This is a genomic window from Anaerococcus vaginalis ATCC 51170, from assembly GCF_000163295.1.
Taxonomy (GTDB): domain Bacteria; phylum Bacillota; class Clostridia; order Tissierellales; family Peptoniphilaceae; genus Anaerococcus; species Anaerococcus vaginalis.
Window position 1 is genome coordinate 467,802 of the sequence record NZ_GG700527.1, and the last position, 21,220, is coordinate 489,021.

At 27.3% G+C, this 21,220-nt stretch carries 10 protein-coding genes; all 10 read left to right on the top strand.

Going from position 1 to position 21,220, the window contains the following annotated elements; genetic code table 11:
* Window positions 1-8: 8 nt before the first annotated feature.
* Window positions 9-6,182, top strand: coding sequence for a non-ribosomal peptide synthetase (locus tag HMPREF0078_RS02240; protein ID WP_004838456.1), 6,174 nt, complete (start codon window positions 9-11; stop codon window positions 6,180-6,182).
* A 25-nt stretch (window positions 6,183-6,207) separates the two neighbouring features.
* Window positions 6,208-7,269, top strand: a complete 1,062-nt coding sequence (locus HMPREF0078_RS02245) for a Gfo/Idh/MocA family oxidoreductase (protein ID WP_208853656.1) — start codon at window positions 6,208-6,210, stop codon at window positions 7,267-7,269.
* Window positions 7,266-8,723, top strand: coding sequence for a condensation domain-containing protein (locus HMPREF0078_RS02250; protein WP_004838458.1), 1,458 nt, complete (start codon window positions 7,266-7,268; stop codon window positions 8,721-8,723). The genes HMPREF0078_RS02245 and HMPREF0078_RS02250 overlap by 4 nt, the downstream gene beginning before the upstream one ends.
* 24 nt (window positions 8,724-8,747) lie before the next feature.
* The gene (locus HMPREF0078_RS02255) at window positions 8,748-10,124 is read left to right on the top strand and encodes a phosphopantetheine-binding protein (RefSeq protein WP_004838459.1); all 1,377 of its coding nucleotides are present in this window, start codon (window positions 8,748-8,750) and stop codon (window positions 10,122-10,124) included.
* Window positions 10,121-11,194 (top strand): NAD-dependent epimerase/dehydratase family protein, encoded by a 1,074-nt coding sequence (locus HMPREF0078_RS02260; RefSeq protein ID WP_004838460.1) that lies wholly within the window; start codon window positions 10,121-10,123, stop codon window positions 11,192-11,194. The genes HMPREF0078_RS02255 and HMPREF0078_RS02260 overlap by 4 nt, the downstream gene beginning before the upstream one ends.
* A 1-nt stretch (window position 11,195) precedes the next feature.
* Window positions 11,196-12,245, top strand: coding sequence for a Gfo/Idh/MocA family oxidoreductase (locus HMPREF0078_RS02265; protein WP_039920410.1), 1,050 nt, complete (start codon window positions 11,196-11,198; stop codon window positions 12,243-12,245).
* Between the two features lie 19 nt (window positions 12,246-12,264).
* Entirely contained in the window at window positions 12,265-17,628 is a 5,364-nt protein-coding gene (locus HMPREF0078_RS02270) for an AMP-binding protein (protein WP_004838462.1), read from the top strand.
* A gap of 19 nt (window positions 17,629-17,647) precedes the next feature.
* The gene (locus HMPREF0078_RS02275) at window positions 17,648-19,759 is read left to right on the top strand and encodes a class I SAM-dependent methyltransferase (RefSeq protein ID WP_004838463.1); all 2,112 of its coding nucleotides are present in this window, start codon (window positions 17,648-17,650) and stop codon (window positions 19,757-19,759) included.
* 4 nt (window positions 19,760-19,763) lie between these two features.
* The gene (locus tag HMPREF0078_RS02280; protein WP_004838464.1) at window positions 19,764-20,453 is read left to right on the top strand and encodes an alpha/beta hydrolase; all 690 of its coding nucleotides are present in this window, start codon (window positions 19,764-19,766) and stop codon (window positions 20,451-20,453) included.
* Window positions 20,454-20,572: 119 nt separating this feature from the next.
* A complete protein-coding gene (locus HMPREF0078_RS02285; RefSeq protein ID WP_004838465.1) occupies window positions 20,573-21,196 on the top strand; it encodes a TetR/AcrR family transcriptional regulator in 624 nt (207 codons plus the stop codon).
* The last annotated feature ends 24 nt before the right edge of the window (window positions 21,197-21,220 follow it).

Consider the following 21,220-nt stretch of genomic DNA (forward strand, 5'->3'; position numbering starts at 1 on the left):
GCTACAATATGGAAACATATCAAACTAGACAACAGGCAGTACGACTTCTTGATGAAGTGTTACAAGCAAACTTAGATGGATTTAAACCTTCAGGAAAAGACAATTTGATTGAAAAGGGTTTAGGCTCTATCCAAATCATGCAAATAGTTTCAGAGCTTAAAAAATTAGGGATAAAATTATCATTTGCAAAACTAATGGAAAATCCTACACTTGAAGATTGGATTAGACTTATTGAAAAAGCAAATATTAAAAATATTGATAAAAAGACTGAATCAAGAGAAAAGAATATTTCGGAAGAGTTCCCTTTAACGGATGTACAGTATGCTTATTTTGTAGGGAGAGAAGAAGATCAGGTTCTAGGTGGTATTGGGTGTCACGCATACTTAGAAATTGATGGACAAGAGATTGTAACAGATAAATTAACTGCTGCTTGGAACTGTTTACAAATGGAAAATCCAATGCTTAGAGCAAAATTTAACCGTAATGGTACTCAGCAAATTATGGAAGAACCATACTCAAAAGAAGTTAAAATTTTTAATTATACTTCACTATCTGAAGAAGATGCAGACATAAAATTATTGGAAATGAGAAAAGAAATGTCTCATAGAAAATTTGATATAGAAGTTGGAGAAGTAGCTAGCCTTAGCATTGCGTTACTAAAGGATAAAAAACATAGAATATTTTTAGATATTGATATTCTAGTTGCAGATATAATGAGCATAGGCATTATAATGAGTAGACTTGTAGAGCTGTACTGCGGAGAAGATAAAGTTTCAATAGATAGCAATTATACTTTTAAAAATTATCTGGAGGAACGAAAAATAGATGACGAAATATACAAAAAAGATAAGGAATTCTGGAAGAAAAAAATTGAATCCAGTTTTCCTTTAGAGGCACCTAACTTACCCATTAACAAAAAACCAGAAATGATTGAAAAAGTGGTTTTTTCAAGAAGAAAGAAAATTATTAGCAAAGAAAACTGGATTAAGATTAAAGAAAATGCATATAAAAATAAAGTTACCCCATCAATGGTTCTGTTATCAGCATATTCAATGATTATTGAAAGATGGACAAATCAAGAAAAATTTGTGATCAATGTGCCATTATTCAATAGAGATGTAAATGATAATAGTGTTAAAAGAATGGTTGCAGATTTTACTAATCTTCTATTAGTTGAGTGTGAAAGAAAGAATGAAAAATTTTTAGATAGAGTGAAAACTATATCTGGCACATTTTTAGAAAATGCCTCTCACAGCTCATACTCTGGAGTGCAGGTACAAAGAGATGTTTATAAAGAAGTTGGAAAAACTATCAATATTGCACCTGTGGTGTTTGCTTGTAATATAGATTATCCTTTAGAGACTCAGGAAACAAGAAAAATATTCGGGAAAATAAACTATATGGTATCACAAACTCCACAAGTTTGGCTCGATTTTCAAACTTATTTAGTAGATGATGAGATTGTATTATGCTGGGATGTGGTTGATGAATTATATCCAGATGGAATGATTGATGATATGTTCGACTCTTTATACACTTTATTACAATCATTAAGTGATAATGAAAATTGGTATAGATTGCCTGAAATTCTTCCGTTGAATCAGATTGAAGATAGAGAAAAAGAATTAAAAAATATTTTGCCTTTGAGTTACCCTAAACAAACTCTCTATACAGAATTTCTTGATAGGATTAAAGTAAACCCGGAAAAAGTTGCTATTGTGGATGCACAATCCGGTATTGAATTAACTTATGGAGATTTATACAAAAAGGCGTTAATTATTGCAACAAATTTAATTTCTTTTGGAGTAAAAAAGAATGACTACGTGGGAATAACATTGCCAAGGGGATATAGTCAAATAGTTGGTATTTTAGGAATTTTATTTGCCGGCGCAGCATATGTTCCTATCGGTATTAATCAACCCAACGAAAGAAGAAGGAAAATATATGAACAGATAGGAATAAAACATGTCTTATCCAATAAAAATACAATAAGGGATTTTAATTTAGATGATACAGATATCACATTTGTTGATATAGATCAATCAACTATTCAAAGTATAATTGAAAAACCTGTCAATATTAGTCCGTTTGATACAGCCTATGTAATTATGACATCAGGAACGACGGGAATTCCTAAAGGTGTGGAAATTGCACACAATAGTGCTGTTAATACAATCAATGACTTAAATGAAAGATATGAAGTAAATGCCAATGATAGCGTAATAATGGTATCAGCAATTGATTTTGATTTATCAGTTTATGATATTTTTGGAATATTATCGGCTGGAGGAACCATCATTACTTTAGATGATAATAATTTCAAAGATCCGGAACTTTGGTTAAAACTTATTGAAAAATATGAAGTAACAATGTGGAATTCGGTGCCAATTCTTTTTGATATGCTAGTAACTATGGCAGAGGGTAAAGATGTTTCTATTCCATTGAGATTAGTTTTTCTTTCTGGAGACTGGATTGCAACAACATTACCTAAAAGATTTTATAACAGAAGCAAAAATTCTCTTGTAGTTGGAATGGGAGGAGGAACAGAGGCTTCCATTTGGTCAAATTATATCAATGTTCCAAAGGAAATACCTAAAAATTGGATTTCTATTCCATATGGAAAAGCGTTAAAGAACCAAGTCTATAGAGTAGTTGATGGTTTAGGAAGAATATGTCCTAACTATGTTAAAGGAGAATTGTTAATTGGTGGGGTTGGTGTTGCAAAGGGATATAGGGGAGATAAGGAATTAACAGAAAAGAAATTTATAGAATCGGATGGAGTTAAATGGTATAGAACTGGAGATGCTGGAAGAACATGGAATGATGGAACTATTGAATTTTTAGGAAGGCTTGATAATCAGGTAAAAGTTAAAGGGCATCGAATAGAACTTGGAGAAATTGAAGATGCTTTAATTGGAAATCCTAAAATTAATAAAGCTGTTGTTGATGTTATTAAGATAGGCACTAATAATCAATTGGTCGCATTTATTGAAAGTAATGAGAGTAAGGATTATACATTAACTAGATTAAGTAGTAATGAAAAAATAAATAAACTGAAATCTGAATACATTGATTATGATGAGTATCTAAATAGTGAAAATAATATGGTTTTAGGTTTGATATTTTCTATTTTCATGGATTTGGGTATTAGTCAAGGAAAAAGGTATTCTTTTGATGAAATAATGAAATTTGGAGAAATAGATATAGGATACGAATTGCTCGTAAAAAGATGGCTATTATTATTGCAAGAGCATAGTATGATAAGTTTAGAAGATGGTATTTACTTATTTAAAAAAATAGATATAGCATTAGACACAACAGTCAACCTAGATAATTTCAAAAATAATGTGGTAGATATTATACAGGGTAAGAAACAAGCTATTGATGTGTTTTATGCTTCTGAATCTAAACCTAGTCCTTCCAGACTTTTGAGAAAACTGAAAAATTATAGAGAAAATATAAATGAACTTATTGAAACTATAAAGATGGTATTTGATGGCAAAAATAAAAAGCTTAAGATTTTAGAAATAGGTGGAAGAAATAGCGAATTAACAGAAGAGGTAATTACAAACTTTGAAGATAAAATCGAAAAATATGTTTATACGGACAATTCACTATATTTTGCAAATGAGTTTGAAGACATAAAAAATAAATATACTTGTTTCGAGTTTATAAAAATAAATTCTTCAAGTAAGTATTTGGAAAATTTTAAAACGGAAAATTTTGATATTGTCATATTATATAATTCACTACATCGTTCTCATAATATTTCAGATATGTTGCGTAATATAAAAACCATATTATCTCCTATGGGCGTTGTGATTGGAACTGAAATAAATGATGAATTATTATTACCAGAAATTAGTGCATCTGTATTAGAACGTGGTTTTATTGATTTTGATTTGTTAGAGCGTAATGGAAAAATTATTCCAAATATTAAAAACATTAAAAATGCAAGTGAAAATTGTAAATATAAAATTGAGTATTTATCTAATGAGACTGAAATTAACAAAATGGGAAGTATGATATATGTTCTTAAAAATAACAAAATAGATGTTGAACAAGATGAATTAATTAAATTTTTAAAGAACAAGCTTCCTGAATACATGATTCCATTTGAATTTGTAATAGTAGGAGAAATGCCTTTAAATAAAAATGGTAAAATTGATAGAAAAGAATTAAGGAAATTGATAGAAGGACATGATAATCAAGATTCTGGTTATGATAGCAAAAGTATTGAAGGTAAAAATGAAACAGAAAAGTATGATGAAATTACAAGGAAATTAGTCAATATTTATAAAGAAATTTTAAATGATATGAATGTATTATCGACTTCTAATTATTTTCAATTAGGAGGAGATTCTCTTACAGCGACGAAAATTGTTTCCGAAGTACAGAAAGAATTGTGTGTACAAATATCAATTGGAGACATCTTCAAATATCCTGTTTTGAGAGAACTTTCAGAGTATATTAAAAAAATTGACAAAAAGAGAAATTTATCATTTCAAAAAATTATACCTGATGTTGAAAATATAAATGAGCCATTTCCATTAACGGATGTGCAATTTGCATATTGGATAGGAAGAAACAAAATGTATTCTTTAGGTTCAGTAGCAACACATTGTTACTTCGAATTAGATTGTTTGAATATTGAGCCTAATAAACTTCAAAAGATAATAAATGATATGATTAAGTATCATTCTATGTTAAGGGCGATAATTTTAAACAATGGAACACAACAGATATTGGAAAAAGTTCCACCATTTATGTTAGATATTAATAACTTATCATGTCTTAATAAGGTTGAACAAGAGGAAGCTTTAAAATTGACTAGAGATATTATGTCTCACGAAATATTAAAGATAGATAAATGGCCTATATTTAATTTCAAACTTAGCATTTTAGATGAAATTAAATCCAGACTCCACATTAGTTTAGATAATATTATTTTAGACGGTTGGAGTATGTTCTATATTCTAGATGAATTGAAATTAAGATATAATGATGAAAATTTTTATAAGGAATTACCAGATGTTTCATTTAGAGATTATGTTTTAGAAATTAGAAAAGTAAAAAACACATCTAAATATCAGGTTGATAAAAAATATTGGCTGAATAGATTGAATGGATTTTTGGAAGCCCCTAAATTTGAAATAGCAAAGTTAGAAAGTGATATAGAAGAACAAACTTTTAATAGAAGAGAAAAAATCATTGATTCTTGTGGATTGAATAAATTAAAAGGAATCGCAAGAGAAAATAACATAACATTGACAATTTTATTAATAACATTATTTTCTGAAATAATTAGGAAATATTCATTAAATGATGAATTTGTATTAAATATTACACAGTTTAACAAGGAACAAATTCATCCGGATATAAATAAAATCATAGGAGATTTTACTAACCTAACATTTCTTGAAGTAAAAAATTGTACTAGCGATTCATTGCTAGAAAAATCCAAAATGTTGCAAAAACAATTATTAGAAGATACAAAACACAATTCATATAGTGCTGTAGAATTTGGAAGAGAATTAAGGAATAAATACTCTAACAATAGATATTCTTTAATGCCTATAGTATTTACAAGTGGATTAGGTTTGTCTGAAGGCAGGAAAGATACTTGGCTAGGAGAACTTGTATATAATATTTCTCAAACACCACAAGTTTGGCTTGATCATCAAGTTATGGAAATGGACGGCAAATTAAAAATAATTTGGGATTCCATTGATGAAATATTTACGGCACAGTTGCTAGATAGGATGTTTGAGTCTTATGGAAACTTATTGGATACTATAATAAATAATACCAATACATTTTCCACTAAAATTAATTATAAGGAAAATAAAGATACTGAAAATAATGTATGTATTAGAGAAGACTTATCAGTTTATCAAAATAATGAACCTGATGAAGATATTCATAAATCAAACAAGAAAACAGAAGATAAACTGAACACTGAGCTACTTTATTCTATATCAGAAATTTGGAAAGAAATTTTAAAAATTGAAGAAATAAAAAAAGAAGATAACTTCTTTAAACTAGGAGGGAATTCTTTAAATATGATACAACTATCTAATACATTAATGGAACGATATGGTTTTCATTTAGAATTAGGAGAATTTATGGAAACTCCATATATTGAAAATTTGGTAATAAAGTTGATGGATTTTTTGAAATGATGTATTTGGAGAGAGGAACATTATGATGAAAGCGATAGTTTGTGGAACAACTTTTGGTCAATCCTATATAAATGCGATAAAAAAAATAAATAATATTGAATTGGTAGGTATATTAGCTTTTGGAAGTAGTCGTTCTAAGAGGTGTGCAGAAGAACATAATGTTCCACTATATGTTGATGTAGATTCTATTCCAGGAAATATAGATATTGCATTTGTTATAATTAAATCTTCTGTATTGGGAGGTAAGGGAACTGAATTGTCAGAGAGTCTCTTAAAAAAAGGAATTCATGTGATACAGGAACATCCAATTCATTATAGAGAGATAGAGAACTGCTTAAAGTTGGCTCATGAATTCAACTCATATTATATAGTAGGGAATTTATATAATTCATTGGAAACTATTGAAAAATTTATTGAAGCTGCAAAATATTTAAATAAAAAAGATGTTCTTGAACATGTAGATATCATGACATCTTCGCAACTTCTTTATTCTTTGATAGGTATTCTGAACGAAGCATTACCTCTTCTTAGAAGTTTTAATATAATTCCAACGTTAACAGAGAAAAGATACCCTTTTAATCGTGTTGTTTTGTCAAATGGGCAATTGGATGTAAACTTACAAATTCATAATGAGGTTTCTGATGTGGATGGGAATAACCATATGCATCTTCTTCATAAAATTACTTTTTTTTATAAAAGTGGAAGATTAGATCTTGAAGATACCTTTGGATCTGTAATATGGAGGGATAGAATGAATATATCTGATAATATTGTGTTAGATTCAAAACAAATTGATGTTAATTATTTAAATAAGCCAATAAAATTTAGCTTGGCAAATTACAGTAACTTGACATATGAAACTATACTTTATGATGTTTTTCCGAATGCCATAAGGAAAGAAATTGAAAAATTTATTGAAAATGTTAAACAAAGAAAAAATAATATTACAAGAATGCAAAAGGAAATAATAGTTTCGAAAAAATGGGGAGAAATAATGAAAGAAATAGGGTTTCCTAAAAATGTTAAATTTGGTGAAGAACATCTTAACCATTTACAAGCTTTAAAAAATTTAGGGATGAAAAAATGAAACTAAAAAATGATAGTACAGACTTAGAATTATTTGATTATGTAAATGAGCTGAGAAAACAGGGAATGTTTTTATTTGTGGAAGATAAAAAATTAAAATATAGAATCAAAAAAGAATTATACAATGAAGAGGTAATCAACGAAATTAAAGTTAACAAAGAGGATTTACTCAGATATTTATCAAAAGCACAAGAAAACACTTTGGAATTGAGTTCACTTCAGTTGGCATATATGGCTGGACAAGTAGATGGGGAATTTTTAAATAAAGTTAATGCTCATTATTATATTGAATTTGAAAAGCAAAATTTAAATATTGCTAATCTTGAAAAAAACATTAATTTGATGATTAGAAAAAATGATATTTTAAGATTGATTTTATTATCGGATGGTAGAGGGATTATACTGGAAAAAGTTCCTGAATATAAAGTTTTTAAATATCAATATAATTCTAAAGAGGATAGGTATAAAATGCGAAAGATTTTATCGCATATGAAGTATAATATCGAAACATGGCCTATGTTTAAATTCGTAGTTGGAAAGAAAATTAATGGCGGGAATAAAAATGATGTACTCCACATAAGTTTTGATTGTTCTATATTAGATGCGTGGAGTGCAGGTAATATGATATATAAGCTTTTTGCGTTATACGAAGGAGAAAAAATAAGTTTTTCCGATGTATCTTATAAAGATTATGTAATGAATTTAAGAATATATAAGGAACTTGCGTTTAATAAGAGACTTTTAGATGAGGCTGAAAAATATTGGAATAAAATGATAAAAACACTACCAAAAGCACCGAATTTAAGAACGAAAATGCCGATTAATGACTTAGAAGAATACAATTTTAAAAGAAAAGAATATCGTTTTAGTAAAGAACAAACTGACAATTTAATACATTATTCAAAACTAAGAGGTGTAACGTTGTCTGCTATATTAATCACTATTTATATGAAAGTATTGTCTGACTTAATTGAGACTGACGAATTAACAATAACAACAACATTATTTGGGAAATTACCAGTAGTTAAAAATGCAGATGAATTGTTGGGAGAATTTACAAATATAGGATTAATTAGCTATAAAGATGAATATAAATCTATATTAGAGTCCATCAAAAAAACCCAAAAACAAATATTTAAGTTATTAGAATATAGATGTTTTGATGGGATTAATGTTATAAATAAAGCTAGGCAAGAGAATGGAATAAATAAATTGTTTCCAATAGTAGTTACCTGTATGATTGGAGAGAGTTATAACAATTGTAAAAATGGATTCCATGAAATATGTTCATTAAGTCAAACACCTCAAGTTTATCTAGATCATCATATAAGAATGATTGATGATAGTATTGTGATTACTTTTGATTATATAGATGAATTATTATATGAAGAGGATATTATTTGGATGGTAGGTAAGTATATTGATGTTTCAAATGAAATATGCTCTAATTTTTGATAAATCAACTATGGAGGGAATAATATGAAAAGAAAAAAGTTTAATATTGAGTATCAAAAAAGAATTTATAGTGGTAAATATAAAACAATAATCTCACAAGAAAATGTTAAAACGCTCCTGGTTGAACCAGAATTAGAGGAAGATAAATCGGAATTTAAGATAAATTATATTGATAATATTAATACAGACAATGAAGTAAAAAAGAGAAAGTATTTTGTCCAAAAATTTTTATTAGATTTATTAACTGAAATTAATGTTAAAAAAATAAAAATAGACAACAAGAATGAAAATATAATTAAATACTGGTTGAAATATGTGAAAGATTTTAAAGCAGATGAGATGAATGAAGTAAAAATCGCAGAGGATTCTTTATATAGAAAACTACAACTAAAAAAGAATTTATTTGTAGATATACTTGAGAATAATAATAAAAAAGAGCTTTTGCTTTTAGATAATGAAATATCCCCAGCAAAACTAGGCATTAGAAGTGAGTTTACTGAGAGTTTATTAGATAAATTAATTAAAAACATCAATAATGAAAGTAAAGATATTAAAAGGTTAACAATAGGCATTGTTAATGATGTAGATTGCACAATAAAAGATAACTTAGTCAGCAGAATTAAATATTTAAACAATGTAATTTTATTAAATGATTGCAATGATAAGAAATTTTTAAAAGATAATTACTTAAGTAGATTTGATCACATTATTTCTGTTAATTTTTTACATCAAATTGAAGATGTTGAATCTTTTTTCAAAACCTCAAAACTAATGTTAAAAAGAAACGGAAAAATTCATGTAATTGATTTTGGTAAAATGGATCCAATATCTATACTTACAGCCATATTTTTTCAAGAAAAAAATCTTAATGTAGAAACTGAAAAACGTACGCAGTTTTTTTATAAAGTTGATTATATTAAGAAAATAGCCAAAAAATATTTTTTTAAAAATACTATGTTTTCGATAGAAAATAATATTGCTTATTATCTCGAATCAGAAAACTATACAGATCATCTTGAGTTGACAAATAACTTAGAAAATGAAATTGGGTTAGATTTCGATAAGAAGATTGTTTTGCTGTCATTGGACTCTTTTGATGTGGATGTCTCTGATAAAGCAACAATAAAAGAACAATTAAAAAATTATAATGAAAATTTAGAAGAAATCTTAAAAATAATATGGATGCAAAATTTGGATATAGATGATGTAGATAGAAATTCTAATTATTTTAAGCTTGGAGGAAATAGCTTATCTGCAACAAAGCTTCTAGTTGAGATAGAAAGAAGATTAAAATGCAAACTCACATTAAATGAAATTTTTTCAAATCCTGAATTTGAAAAAATGTTAAATTCGATAAATTCAAAACAGTTAGGTATGGAGGTAGTAGAAGGTGAAATATGATAGGAATAATTGGAGCTACTGGAGATATTGGTTCAGAATGTACTAAAATTTTGAATGATTATGGAATCAAAGATATAAAGTTGGGATATAGAAGAAAAGAAAAAGTTTATAAGAGTAAGAATACTTTTGCATTTATAGATTTGGATGATATAAATACTTGTATTGAGTTTGTTGATGGATGTGACTGTATTATAAACTGTTCAGGGTATTCAGATTCATCAATATTTAATTTAATAGATACAGTTAATAAAAACAAATGTATTCTCATTGACTTAAGTTATTATAATTTCTATGAGAAATCTGTTTTTGAAGGAGGAACAATATATCATGGAGTTGGTTCATCGCCAGGATTAATAGAAGCATTGCCAGTTATTATTTCTAGAGTTTTTGATAAAACCCTTAGTTTTCAAATGTATTACGCCTCTAATGGAGAATTTACTTATAATGCAGCCAAAGAATACTTGAGATATTTAAGTGAAGATGGTTTTTATGCAAGATCAATCTTAAATTCAGGAAAGATAGAACCCTATTTGGCAGGAAATAAAACAATAACATTGCCAATAAGCAGCGAAAGATGGGTGCCATTTCCGTATATTGATAAAAGAACTCTTAAAGTTTGTAGGCAAATAGGTGTGGAAAATGCCATATTTTATATGTGCATAAAGAACGGATATGTTTGCAATTTTTTAAAGAATATTCGTTCTGATAACATTGAAAATATAAATGTAATGGCACAAAAATTAGTGGATTTATCCAATTTGGATAATATTGAAAAAAAAGAATTTGGAGGATTTATCTTAGAGGCAACAGGAATAAAAAATAAAAATACTATAGATGCTAATATGATTTTAAAAAGCATTTCACCAACTAGATTAACGGCTCTAACAGTAGCAGCTGTTTCTATTTTAGCTCTAGAACATGGTAATAAAACTGAAATCAAAGATATGAGTGAGTTTCCTTTATTAAATAGTTTACTTGATAAGATGATGGAAATGGATACAACATTTTATTACAAATTGATGAAAGGAACAAATTTGAAATTGAATAATATCTTTGAAGGAGAAATATAAAATGAAAAAAAGATTGAAAGCCATAGTTTGTGGCACGAATTTTGGGGAATTTTATTTAAAAGCATTAAAGAGAGCCGAATCAGATTTTCAAATTGTTGGTATTATCGGAAGAGGCAGTGAAAGGTCAAAGACACTTTCAAAGAAATATAATGTACCACTGTATTTTAATGTTGAAGAATTGCCATCAGATATAGATTTAGCTTGCGTTATTGTTAGAAGTGAGGGAACAGGTGGGGATGGAACAGAATTGTGCATAGATTTACTAAATAAAGGAATAAACGTAATTCAAGAGCAACCTGTTTATCAAGAACATTTATATAAATGTTATAAGCTAGCAAGAGAGAAAAACCTTATTTATTTGACTGCAAATCTATATTCAAATTTATCAAATATGCAGAGCTTTGCAGTGTATGCAAAAAAATTAAATATATATTCTAAGTTAGAATATATAAGCGTTTCTTTTTCTACACAATTATCATATGTAGCTTTGGATTTATTAGCTATTTCTGGTATTTTAGGTGATTTAGAGTTGGATAATAATATAATAAAGGGATTAGGCCCATTTGATATATTATATGGAAATATAGGGAAATTGCCTATTTTAATAGAATTCAATAATCAATTAAATCCCAAAACACCTGATTATAATATGCAATTAATGTATAGTTTTAAACTTTATTATGAAGATGGAGTATTATCGCTAAATGATGCTTATGGAGATGTTGCTTGGCGTCCAAGAACATATTTAAAAGGAGCTAAAGACGATTTAAATATAGGTAAAGAGTCAATCTACAAGGTTTTGAATTCTTTAAAAGAAACGAGTACTTCAAAATTTTTTCAAACATACTGGATTGATTCAATAACAGCAGAATTGATTAAAATGAAGAAATATATGAATTCAGGCAAACTTGATATTCGTCGAGTAAACAGGGAACTATCAACATCTAAAAAATGGGAAATTTTGCAGAAAAAAGCGGGATATGCAAAGTTTATGGAGACTAGTAAAGAGAAGCTGCTTTTGCTGAGTGATATAAAAATTTTTGATGAATAATTTAATAAGGAGGTAAATAATGGAGAACGGTTATAAAGAAATAATTGAAAAATATTCTAAGCAAGGTATTGAGTTGTATGTTGATGGTGAAAAGTTAAAATATAAATCCATAAATGGTCAGTTAGATGAAGATATTTTAATGGAATTAAAATTAAATAAAGAGGGACTTAAAGAATACATTAAAAAACTTGAGAATAAATATGATGTTAAAGATGATTACGCACCATTTCCATTATCTCCAGTTCAGACATCATATCTTTATGGAAGAGATGACTTACATTCATATGGAAATGTATCTTGTCACATTTATCAAGAATTTTTATATGATAATTTAGACGTTTCAAAAGTACAAGATACATGGAATTACTTGATAAATAAACATGAAATGCTGAGGGCAGTTATATTTAAAGAAGGATATCAAAAAATACTACAAAAAGTTCCAGAATATGAGGTTGTTACTGGAGATAGGATATCTATTAGAGAACAGTTAGAGGATAAAGTTTATCAATTAGAAAAATGGCCAATGTTTGATATTGGAGTATCAAATTATGGAGAAAAATCAATTTTACACTTTTCGATGGATTTTATGATATGTGATTGGTCAAGTATATGGCAACTTTTATTAGAGTTTGAGATGAAGTATTTTAAAGGAATAGAGAATGATAGACAATCTAAGATATCATTTAGGAATTATATAATAAGTGAAGAAAAGACAAAAGAAAACTCGGAATACAAGAAGGCGAAAGCATATTGGAGTCAAAAGACTAGAAAATTAAAGACATCTCCAGTAATACCTTTAAAAACGCTAAAAGAAACGGACGTTTGCAAGTTTAAAAGATTGTCTTTCACATTAGATAAGGATATGTGGGATAAATTTAAAATTTTAGCTCAAAACCATGCTTTAACACCGACAGCATCAGTATTGACTGTATATAGTGAAGTACTAAAAAAATGGAGTACAGAAAAAGAATTTCTTATAAATTTAACTTTATTTAACAAGAAAAATTTAGGGGAAAATATAGAATATTTAGTAGGCGATTTTACAAATACATCGGTAATTTCGATAAAAAACATAAAAGAATCTTTTTCAGAGTTAGCAAGAGAAGTTAATAAAGAATTATTCAGCTCAATAGATAATAGTGCATATCCTGGAGTTAATATATTAAGAGATATTGCTAAACTGCATAACTCCAAAGAATTTTTAGCACCATATGTATTTACAAGTGCAATAGGTTTAATTAAAAAGAGGTTGATAGGAAGATATGTGTATGGAATATCTCAAACACCGCAAGTATTTATTGATTGTCAAGCTATGGATACTGAATTAGGTTTACAGATTAATTGGGATGTTCGTGAAGGAATATTTGAAGATGATATGTTGGAGGATATGTTTAGTGAGTTTAAAAAGATTTTAATAAATTTATCGAACAATAAAGAATTTTGGGAGAAACGTCTTGAAATTGATCTACCTAAGTGGCAACGTGAAATTAGAGAAAAAGTTAATGCTACAAATAAAAAAATTAATAATAAGACATTATTAGAAGATTTTATAGAAAAAGTAAAATCTTATCCAGATAAGGCGGCTGTTATAGACTCTAGAGGTTCAATTTCTTATAAAGAATTATATAATAAGTCTGTATCTATAGCTTTAGCATTGAAAGAAAAAAATGTAAAAAAAGGTGAGCATATAATTGTAAAACTACCACATAATAAAAGTCAAGTTTATACTATTCTTGGAATACTTATGGTAGGAGCTATATATGTTCCAGTAGATTTTAATATAGAAGAAAAAAGATTAGAGAATATTTTAAAACAATGTAATTGTAAAGTTATTTTGACAAATGGCAGTTGTTATTATAGCAGACAAAGAAATTTTGTGAACATTGATGATGTAAATTATAGGTTGGATTTGATAAATATGTTTAATATAGAACATGTTGATTCGAATGATGCAGCTTATATCATGTTTACGTCAGAGACTACTGAAAATCCAAAAGGTGCTGTAATAAATCATGGCGCAGTATTTAATACTATATATGATATAAATCAAAAATTCGAAATATCTGAGAGAGATTGCTTATTAAGAATATCAAAATTAGATTTCGACTTATCTGTTTATGATATTTTTGGAATGTTATCAGTTGGAGGAACTATTGTATATCCTGATGAAAGTGAGTATTTAAATCCTGCTCATTGGGATAAATTGATTGAAGAAAATTCTGTGTCTATATTAAATATGGTACCAGAATTAATGAAACTATATTTAAATTATTTAGAAAATTTATCAAAAAAACAAAATTTTATTAAACTAATATTGCTGTCAAGAGATTGGATTCCTTTAAATATGCCTAATGCGGTGCAAAAAACTTTTGTAGAATCTAAAATAATAGTATTGGGAGGTGCTACAGAAGCCTCTATATGGTCTAACTATCATGAATATAAAGGTATTAAAAAGGGATGGAAAAGCATTCCGTATGGGAAACCGCTCACTAATCAACAAATTTATGTATTAGATAAAAATTTTGAAGATTGTCCAGTTTATTGCGAAGGTAATTTATATATAGCTGGTAGAGGCTTGGCGGAAGGGTATTTAGGAGATAAAAAGTTAACAGAAGAAAAGTTCTTTATTCATCCTCTAAAGCAGGTCAGACTTTATTCTACTGGAGATTTGGGTCGCTATTTATCAAGTGGAGAAATAGAATTTTTAGGTACGGAAGATACTCAGGTAAAAATAAGAGGCAATAGAATAGAACTTGGAGAGATAAAAAACACCTTAATGAAACAGGAAGGAATTGATGATTTAATTGTTAGAGTCAACTATAATAAGGAGGATAAACCGATTGAAGTTATTGCCAAAATAGGGGTTGATATTAGTGAGGTTGACGAACAATACGATAAATATTTTGATGGGTTTGAGGCAATAGAAGAAAATATTCAGAGAAATATAGACTATGATTGTTATCAATATATTTGCAAACAAAGGGATATAGTTTGCCTTAATTCGATGTTAAATACTTTGATAGATTTAGGGGTATTAAAAAATATTGGTTTAAATTTATATAATTATGAAAAAAATTCAACTGATATAGATTTAAAATATCATAAAATTATAAATAAGTGGATAACTCAGCTTAAAATAAATAATGTTATTTATTCAAAGGGAGAATCAATTGTAATTCCTAAAATAATAAAGAAAGAATTATTAGATAAGTTATGGAATAATTGTATTTTAATGTGGGATAATGCATTCGGAGATATTAATATAATGTATTATATTAAGGAAAATATAGATAATTTAAAAAACATTTTAACAAACAAGATTGATCCAAGAGGAATTCTTTATCCTAATGGCTCAAAGAAATATACAGAATCTCTTTATGAAAAAAGTATATTTTCAGCCTTGATTAATGACTATTATTGCCAGTTTTTAGAAAATTATTTAAAGTACAATAAAAAGAAAAAGATAAGAGTTTTAGAAATTGGTGCAGGTACTGGTGCAACAACAAAAAAACTATTAAAAATACTTGATGGTCATGACTATGAATATCATTTTACAGATTTGCAAAAATATTTTTTACCACAGGCTAAAGAGAATTTTAAAAATAATAAGAATATATTAGTTTACCAACTAGATATAAATGAAGATCCAATTAAAAATGGCCTACAACCAAATTATTTTGATATTATTATAGGAGCATATGTATTGGAAAATGTTAAAGATATTGCTAAAAGCATGTCTTACATTAAGACATTGATGGCACCTAAAGGATATTTGTTATTCTCAGAAGCTATAAAAAACGAACCTTGGCTATTGGTATCGCAAGCATTAATGATGGAAGAAGCAACTGATAGCATAAGAGAAGAAACTGTATTTATAGACACAAAAACATGGGAAAATATATTGCTTAAGGTTGATGATAGCAATAAAGTTTATAAATTTCCATATGAGAATAAATCGTTAGGGATTTTTGGGGCAACTCTTTTTATTAAAAAGTTTAAAACGAAGTTTATGGAAATAGATAGGGAAAAAATAAACGAGAGTATTAAGGGATATTTGCCAAATTATATGATTCCATCTAAAGTTTACTATGTAGAATCTATAATGTTGAATAGTAATGGCAAAATTGATCAGGAAAAGAATTTTGATATAATTAATGCTGAGAATAATGAAGAAAAAGTTTATACAGCTAACAATGAAGCGACATCTGAAACTGAAGAAAAAATTCTTAAAATTTGCAAAAATTTGTTGGAAACTGAAGATTTAACACTGGAATCAAATTTTTATGACTTTGGTGCAGATTCACTTATTATTGCAAAAATAGCAACCGAAGTGAAAAATAAGCTAAATAAGGAAATTTCTTTTGAAGAATTATTGAGAGAAATAATTAATTTTCCTTTTGTATCTGAAATTTCTGCGTTTCTGGAAAAAAGTGATGACAAGGACGTAGAAAAAGATTATAGTGATGAAGAAATGGTATATACAAAAATTTTTAAAGGTTCAAACAATTTGGAGACCTCAAGGTTAAGGGTACTTGTACACGGCGCTTTTGGAAGTTGGGAAAATTTCAAGTATTTAGCTACAGAATTATGCCAACAAAATGCAGGAGATGTTTTGATATTGGGAGTTTCAAATATAAAAAAATATTTAGAACTTGATAAGAAAAACCTGGTGCCTATGTTAGCGGATATGTATTGTAAAAAGATAGTTGGATTTGATGTCAAAGAAGTGCAGCTAATAGGATATAGTTTTAGTGGAGTCGTAGCAATAGAAATGGCAAGAAGACTTTTAGAAATGGGAATCAATGTTGTTAATTTATCTATAATTGAAGGCGGAACAATTCCAGAGAATAGTTTTGATGAATTACCACTTGAATTAATATTCATATATGCGTTTGGTATAAACTTAGAAGATTTAGGAATTAGACAAATTGATATATTTGATGATATTTATACTTCAATTGATACTAATAAAAACATACTAACGATATCAAATATTTTAGATCATTTAAATAATGAAGAAGATAAAAATCTTATTATAGAATTAAACAATATGATACAGAGTGATAGATTTATTAAGTATCATAGTCTTATTAATAAAAAGCAGAAACAGGCGTTATCTATGTACTCTTTGTTTGAACTATATAAAATATTTAGACATTCAGTAGAAGCTCAAAAATATAATCCCGATCTTTTCTTTGGGGATCTTGATTATTATATTGCTAAAGATAACAAAGGAGCATATAAATATATTGAGCATTTAGTTGATAAATGGAAAGATTCAATTATAGGCGATATAAACAAATTCTATATTGATGGAAATCACTACAGTTGTGTACAAAATAAAAATAATGCTAAACAATTGGCGATGTTAATAAAAAAATAAACGTCTAAAGGAGATGTAAATGAAGGTGTCAAATGTTTTGATATGTGGTAATCCAGAAAATTTACATTATTTGCAAGCAAAAACTAAATTATGTATATTAGATTCTGAAGATGAGTTAGCTGAGAAAAATGCTTATTTTAAAAATCTAAAACTATACAAATTTGTTTCGCAGTTACCATCAGATATTAAATGGGCGTATATTCCTCAAAAATCCTTGATAGCTTCTAACAATCCCTATTTAAGAATGGAATTGTTAGAAGCCGGAATTTCTATAGTTGATCAGATGCCATTGGATGTAGATCAAATAAAAGATTGTGTAAAAATTGCAAATAATAAAAAAGTTTATTATATTCCAGAAATACCAAGTGAAAATGATATTTTTTTTAAACAGTGTACAAATACGATATATGAAGAATTTAGTAAGAACAATATTTTATATATTGATGGGTTATTTTCAAAGTTTTTGATATATTATATTTTTAAAATACTGAAAGAAGGATTGAAGACAAATCAAAAAGTAAATATAACAAATAATCATGGTAATTCAATGATAAAATCATTTTCAGGATATATTGCAAGTGTTCCGTTTTGCATAAGAATATATAGACCTAATCTTAATGAAGAATATCAATTTACTGCGTACAATGATGAGTTAAAAATTTTCACAAAAAATTGTTGCATAACAATTAACTTTATTCAGAAAAATATATTATATGGTTATAATATAATAAAAAAAACAGCAGGAAATATTAGCGGTTTTAATCAAACATTGAAGAACAATTATAAGTTGAATTTAAGTACAGTTATTGAGGAGGGCATAGATATAAATGAAATTAATTATCGCTCTCATATTCAAGAAGCATTAAACGATTTATCTTTTATTCAAGATATAAATAAAGTATTATCATGTGATAAAATGACAGGAATAGGAGAATATAAAAGAAAAAATAATTGGTTTCAAACTTTGAAACAAGGAGATGGATTTAATTATAATAATTCAGTTACAATAAATATGAGTAAAGAAATTGCTAATATAGAGAGGAATTATTCATATATCTCGAAAGAATATTTATTAAAGTATAAAGAAACGTTGGATACTTATATATTAGGAGAAATATTTAAATTTTTTAAAGACAACGGTGCTTTTAACGATCAAAATATAAAATATTCTGAGGAAAAGATCATTAAAAACTGCTTCCATAGCAAAAATAGTAAGATAGTAAAGAGATGGTTAAAAATGCTTGTTTTGCATGGATTTATAGAAAATAATGAAGGAAGTTTTTATTTGACTAAGAATTTACAAATCAATACAGAACAACTTTTTTGTGAGTTGCGTGAATTATGGGATTGGAAATTAGGTGATCCCTCTTCGATAGATTATATCAGAGAAAATATAAAAAATTTGAAAGAGTTGTTTTATGGGGAAATTGATTGTAATGCTATATTATTCCCGGAAGCTGATATAAAATATGCTACAGCTCTGTATAAAAATAATTTAATATACAGATTTTTAAACGAAATAATCGGAATTCAGGTCGCTGATTATGTAAACCGACATTTTGAAAGCAAGCTTAGGAAAATAACCATACTTGAGGTTGGCGCTGGTATAGGTGCGTCAACAGATAGTATAATTACAAAATTAAATGAATATAGTTTGATACAAAAAATAAATTATTTATATACTGATATTTCGAAGTTCTTTTTAGATATTGGAAAAGAGAAGTTTAAAAATAATTCAGCAATTAAGTATTTAAGGCTTAATATTGATAATTTAGAAGAGATAGAATCTTTAGATAAGGTAGATATTATTGTTGCAGCAGGGGTTTTAAATAATTCTAGTAATCTTGAGAAAGTAATGAAGGCATTTTTAAAAAAGATAAGACCAGATGGAGTAATGTTGATTACAGAACCAATAGGTAATCCAATTGAGATGCTAGTATCACAAGTATTTATGATGGAAGAACCTGATGATATACGAAAGATTAAAAATAGCACTTTTTTAGAATTAAATGATTGGATAGAACTTATTAATCGATGTGGGGATTTTGATATTAGTATTTTCCCTAGAGAAAATTTCAAATTGAATATATTTGGGCAAAAGTTATTAATAATTAAAGATAAAGTGAGGTGAAAATATGGTAACACAAAAATATAATATTGTTTTTATATGTGGAGCATCACATGCTGAATGGTGTTGGGATGAAAATTTTACTAAATATTTTATAAAGAAAGGCTATAGTGTTAATATCCACGTTCTGTCTAAAAATGCGAGAAATGTTAGGAACTCTGTTTTAATGTTAGAAGAAATTATAAGAAAGATAAAAAGAGAAAGTAATAGTAAATTAGCGATAGTTTCTCATTCAATGGGCAATTTAATCTTAAATGAATATTTACAAGATGATAAAAATATTAATAATGTAAATGCAATAGTATTACTTTCACCTTATCCAATTAGTAATAGGTTATTGAATGCTATAAAAATTTCTTTTAATTATTACGGAAAAACGAAGGAAGAACTTTTCTTTTCTGGAAGAGTAGATAAAGCTGAAGAATATGTAGCTAAAATGAAAGAAGAAGCTAAAAATATAAGATTGTTGACATTAACATATTCTTCTATTAAATTTTTTTGCAAATTTGTACCAACTTTTATAATTGGCTCAAAAAATGATAGATGCATACCTGTAAAGTCTCTGATTGATAGTATGAATTATTATGGTGCAACTTTGAAGATTTATAATGAATTATGTCATGATTGTATGCTTGATCCACATTGGGAAAAAGTTGCCGAAGACATACATTTATTCTTACAAAATAATCGTTCATGAATATGGATGTTGTAAATTCATAAAAATCATGTCTCTTCTAAATTCTCTTGACTTAAAATGGAATATATAGTAAAATTTTAGATAACAAAGTTATCTGCATATAGGAAGAGGTGAATAACATGAAAAATCTGAAAGGATTTGATGTTACACACGAAAACATTTTGAAAAGTGGGAAAATTAATTTTTTAAATGATGGATATGAACGAGCTAATTTAAGAAAGATATGTAAAGATGCCGGTGTTACTACAGGGGCTTTTTATAGACATTTTGAGGATAAGGAAGCTCTATTTGTTGCATTAGTTGAACCACTCGCTAAAGAGATTTTAGATTTATATACAAAATTTGAAGAAGAATCATTTAGAAGTATTGATGAGAAACACATTAAAGATTTAGCTGAAATTAATATTGATGGATCAATTGAAACCGCAATATATATATTTAGAAAAAAAGATATATTTGAACTTTTAGTGTATAAAGCGTATGGAACAAAATATGATAATTTCATTGAAAAATTAGTAAAAATGGAAGATTTAAATAGAAATAAAATCTCAAAAATAGTTTTAAAAGATAATTATAAATACATTAATATATCTGAAAAATCAATGCACTTACTTAATCATGCATATATTAATGCATTGTGTGAAATTATTATGCATTCTGACAATATTGAAGAGGTTAAACAAAACTCAGAAATTGTTGCGAGATTTTTTCGTGAAGGGTGGAAAAAATTGCAAGGATTTTAAGGGTTAGTTTTTTGCATAAATGAT

Excerpts from the sequence above, each read along its gene's own strand:
- HMPREF0078_RS02260 (WP_004838460.1), top strand. The coding sequence starts at position 10,121 with ATGATAGGAATAATTGGAGCTACTGGAGATATTGGTTCAGAATGTACT.
- HMPREF0078_RS02285 (WP_004838465.1), top strand. The coding sequence starts at position 20,573 with ATGAAAAATCTGAAAGGATTTGATGTTACACACGAAAACATTTTGAAA.
- HMPREF0078_RS02255 (WP_004838459.1), top strand. The coding sequence starts at position 8,748 with ATGAAAAGAAAAAAGTTTAATATTGAGTATCAAAAAAGAATTTATAGT.
- HMPREF0078_RS02270 (WP_004838462.1), top strand. The coding sequence starts at position 12,265 with ATGGAGAACGGTTATAAAGAAATAATTGAAAAATATTCTAAGCAAGGT.
- HMPREF0078_RS02250 (WP_004838458.1), top strand. The coding sequence starts at position 7,266 with ATGAAACTAAAAAATGATAGTACAGACTTAGAATTATTTGATTATGTA.
- HMPREF0078_RS02275 (WP_004838463.1), top strand. The coding sequence starts at position 17,648 with ATGAAGGTGTCAAATGTTTTGATATGTGGTAATCCAGAAAATTTACAT.
- HMPREF0078_RS02245 (WP_208853656.1), top strand. The coding sequence starts at position 6,208 with ATGAAAGCGATAGTTTGTGGAACAACTTTTGGTCAATCCTATATAAAT.
- HMPREF0078_RS02265 (WP_039920410.1), top strand. The coding sequence starts at position 11,196 with ATGAAAAAAAGATTGAAAGCCATAGTTTGTGGCACGAATTTTGGGGAA.
- HMPREF0078_RS02240 (WP_004838456.1), top strand. The coding sequence starts at position 9 with ATGGAAACATATCAAACTAGACAACAGGCAGTACGACTTCTTGATGAA.
- HMPREF0078_RS02280 (WP_004838464.1), top strand. The coding sequence starts at position 19,764 with ATGGTAACACAAAAATATAATATTGTTTTTATATGTGGAGCATCACAT.